Origin of the sequence: Moorena sp. SIO2C4 (genome assembly GCF_010672485.1) — a bacterium.
Classification (GTDB): Bacteria; Cyanobacteriota; Cyanobacteriia; order Cyanobacteriales; family Coleofasciculaceae; genus Moorena; species Moorena producens.
On sequence record NZ_JAAHGN010000772.1, the window covers coordinates 1 to 3,698 of the forward strand.

The following is a 3,698-nucleotide window of genomic DNA, read 5'->3' on the forward strand; positions in this document are numbered from 1 at the left end:
TGCGATCGCTAGTCCAGAAAGCCCAATCCCTTCGACTATGACCTTTAGCAAATCTCGCTCAGTAAAAATGCCTACTAATGACAGTTGCGACTGGACGAGTACGTAACTAGAGTCGAACTGGATCATGCGGGCAATTGCCTCTGTTACTAGAGTTTCGGGAGATACAATCAGAGGATCCCTATTAATTGCTGCGTCTAGGTTCAAATACATCGGGTAAGAGTGTAGCACAAATTTCAACAATCTAGCAGTAGGAATTGGTGAAATTATAGCGATTGTGATTAAACAAATTCATTCCAAAATGGCGAAAAATTTCAATTTAACTAGTCAAGATAGAGGGAAATTTTTATTTTTACCTCTCCCTCTTACCCTTTCACCATAATTTTAACCAACTGCACCAGTAAATTAATAAGCAAATTAATACGATGTCAGCATTCAGCATATGCGCATTCGCGCACGCTACGCGAACAGAATTCAGCCATTCCTAATCAGCCCTTAGCTACAAGCAATCTTGAATCAACCAACCTTTAAGAAAGAACATTCTCGCCCGAATACTTATGTACTCCCATCATCTACTCCCATCCAGACCCAAATACCTAAGTTTGGGTCGATGCTTTAGCTGACTCCTGAGCAGCTGAGCCCTGAAGGCTTACCGTTTAGCTCCAATTGACCAGGTTTTTTGTTGATCCTTGACTGTTCACTGCTGACAGTAAACGTCATCTAGTATTTCCAAATAAATCATGAAACCCAATGCTGATTTGTCATAACAAGTAAGCATAATGCCGTCAGCCTAATGCCGTCAGCCTTGTGGCACAGGCTTTGGCCTTGGCCTTTTGGCCTTTTGGCCACGCTACGCGAACGGCCACGCGTGCGCGTTTGGCCACGCTGTGCGAACGACGCTGTGAGGTAACTCAGCATTATTCCAATGCTTACTTGTTTTATTCCAAAGCTGTTCGCGTAGCGTGCGCGTAGCGCATTAGCTGATAGCTGATAGCTGATAGCTGATAGCTGATAGCTGATAGCTGATAGCTGATAGCTGATAGCTGAATGCTTACCATAACACCAAAAAAATACTTGGAGCTCTTTCCTACTGTTACCTACCCCCCTTATTAAGGTTAGGGGGGATTCCTGTACCCTTTTTCAATCAATCCTAGTTTCTATCAAATGGGTTCTATAGACTGTGAACAGTCAACAACCAGACTATTACGTTTATTTTTACCGTCCCACTTACTCGATCACGAAACTGCTATTCTATTATGGATTTCTTGAACAAGACTTCCCTGGCTAGGTAGTGATTAGTTATTAGTCCAGTATTAGTCCATTGTCGTCAACAATAAGTCTTCTGGTCTTTAGCAATGACTAATTACCAAAGACCAAAGACCAAAGACTAATGACTAATGATTAATGACTAATCATTAATAGACTAATGCTATAGCCAACGACTAGCAATTGGCATCCGCCAGCCAGTACCAAAGGCGCGGTCAGTAACCTTTAAGCCTGGCGGGGCTTGTCGGCGCTTAAATTCAACACGAGCGACTAGTCGGATGATTTTGTGAACCACTTCGGGCTGATGACCTGCATCAATAATTTGCTCCGGGGCTTGGTGCTGCTGGATCAGTCGCTCGAGAATATCATCTAGGATATCGTAAGATGGCAAGGAATCTTGGTCTACTTGACCAGGTTTTAATTCAGCGCTGGGGGGCTTGATTAGAATATTAGCAGGAATAATTTCTGTTTGGCTTAAAGGTTGTTCGCCTTTGGCGTTCGAGTCAGTTAGGTTAGCAGGTTGACGCTGATCAGCTTGAAGCTTAGAAGAGGAGTCTGAAGGTTCAAGATTGAGCGTACTAACCTGCAACTTCTGATTAACCTGGGACTCCTCTGCCCTAGAATTTAGCCACCGACATAGGGAGTAGACCCGGGTTTTGGGAACATCGGCAATTACAGCTAATCCACCATTCATATCACCATAGAGGGTACAGTAACCCACTGCCATCTCTGACTTGTTGCCAGTAGAAAGCAGGAGATAGCCAAATTTATTAGCGATCGCCATCAGTAAGGTGCCCCGAATTCGGGATTGAATATTCTCTTCAGCCACACCGAACTCTGTCCCAGCAAATAGAGAGGTTAAGGTTTGGTCAAACCCTTCCATCAAGGAACCAATGGCTAGGGTGTGAGTCTTAATACCTAGGTTTTGTGCTAAAGAGAGAGCATCTTTGACGGAGTGGTCAGAACTGTAGGGAGAAGGCATGAGAATCCCCAAGACATTCTCTGGTCCTAAGGCGGCGGTGGCAATAGCAGCTACAAGAGCAGAATCAATCCCACCACTCAAACCAATTACTACTTTTTTAAAACCACACTTACGGGTGTAATCTCGGACTCCTAGGACTAAGGCTGACCAAATTTCTTCGTCTAGGCTGGCTGGGGCTGGTGCTATTGCTGCCGATGGTGGAGACTCTATAGTTGTTTCTGGTGGGGTGACCAGATCGTGTGTTTCTCGGTCATATTCCAAAATGACTAAGTCTGTTTCAAAGGCACGGGCGCGACATACCATCTCACCAGCCTGATTAAATGCTACACTACACCCATCAAATATCAGGTCATCATTGCCTCCTAGCTGATTGGCGTAGAGGATAGGTGTATGGTAACGGCTAGCGCTATGGCGCAACATTGCTTCCCGAGTTTTCTGTTTACCCGCGCTATAGGGTGAGGCGGACAAGTTTACCACTAGGTCTACACCCTGTTGAACTAAGTCTGTGATCGGATTGACTTGATAGCTGCGTTTGCCCCAAAACTCTTCATCGTTCCACAAGTCTTCGCAAATGGTAACACCGATTTTAATTGGAGAGTGGGCATTCTGAGTTGTGATTGCTGATGGCTGGTGATCAATGGTGAAGGAATTACTCTCCCGTCCTGGTTCAAAGTAGCGGTTTTCATCGAAAACATCATAGGTGGGCAAGAGTCGCTTGTGAAAAATCTGCCGTACTTTTCCCCCCTCTAGTAGAGCAATGCTGTTATATAAAGGTTTGCCACCAGCAAGCTCTGCTTTGGTATTCGGTGTTACTGTCCCCACCAAAACAGCTAGAGACAATGGTAGCTGCTGAGCTAGTTGTTGCACTTGTGTAGTCATCGACTCTCGAAACTTGGGATTGAGCAGCAAATCTCGTGGTGGATAGCCACACAAGGATAATTCTGGTGTCAGCAACAGACGCACATCCTGACTCGCAGCAGTGTTGGCTACTTCAAGAATCCGTTGAGCGTTGCCTGTAATATCACCAATGGTGGGGTTGAGTTGAGCGATCGCAATCTTCATCATTTTTGATTGTTTTTTATAGTTTAGGCCATCTACTTCACACAATCTTTAGTAATCTGGGTTTGGTTAGTAATTAAATGACAAAATATACAGTTTATATCGTCTTGACCAATCCGGTTTTTTTATCAAACCAAAAACTTGCTTATAATTAGCATTTTTTGTTGATATTTTTACTTCTTAATTAGTTGATAAACTTATTGGCAAATCAACTAAAAAACTTGCTATCAATATTAGTAATTTCTGATATCATAAATTACTAATATTGCATAAATGTTGAATTCCAAGAGTTATGTACCTAAAATTAGATACACTACACCTATAACACGCCAGATAGGTTCACGAGAACACCATCTTATCAAACCAATGTACATAGCTAATATTTTCACACATA

2 protein-coding genes are annotated in these 3,698 nt (G+C 43.3%); both read right to left on the reverse strand.

The window, feature by feature from the left end; translation table 11 throughout:
• A partial coding sequence (locus tag F6K20_RS28790; protein WP_287296959.1) for a CBS domain-containing protein occupies window positions 1-228 on the reverse strand: 228 nt, incomplete at its 3' end.
• Window positions 229-1,426: 1,198 nt separating this feature from the next.
• The gene (locus tag F6K20_RS28795) at window positions 1,427-3,307 is read right to left on the reverse strand and encodes an NAD+ synthase (protein WP_008179380.1); all 1,881 of its coding nucleotides are present in this window, start codon (window positions 3,305-3,307) and stop codon (window positions 1,427-1,429) included.
• Window positions 3,308-3,698 lie beyond the last annotated feature (391 nt).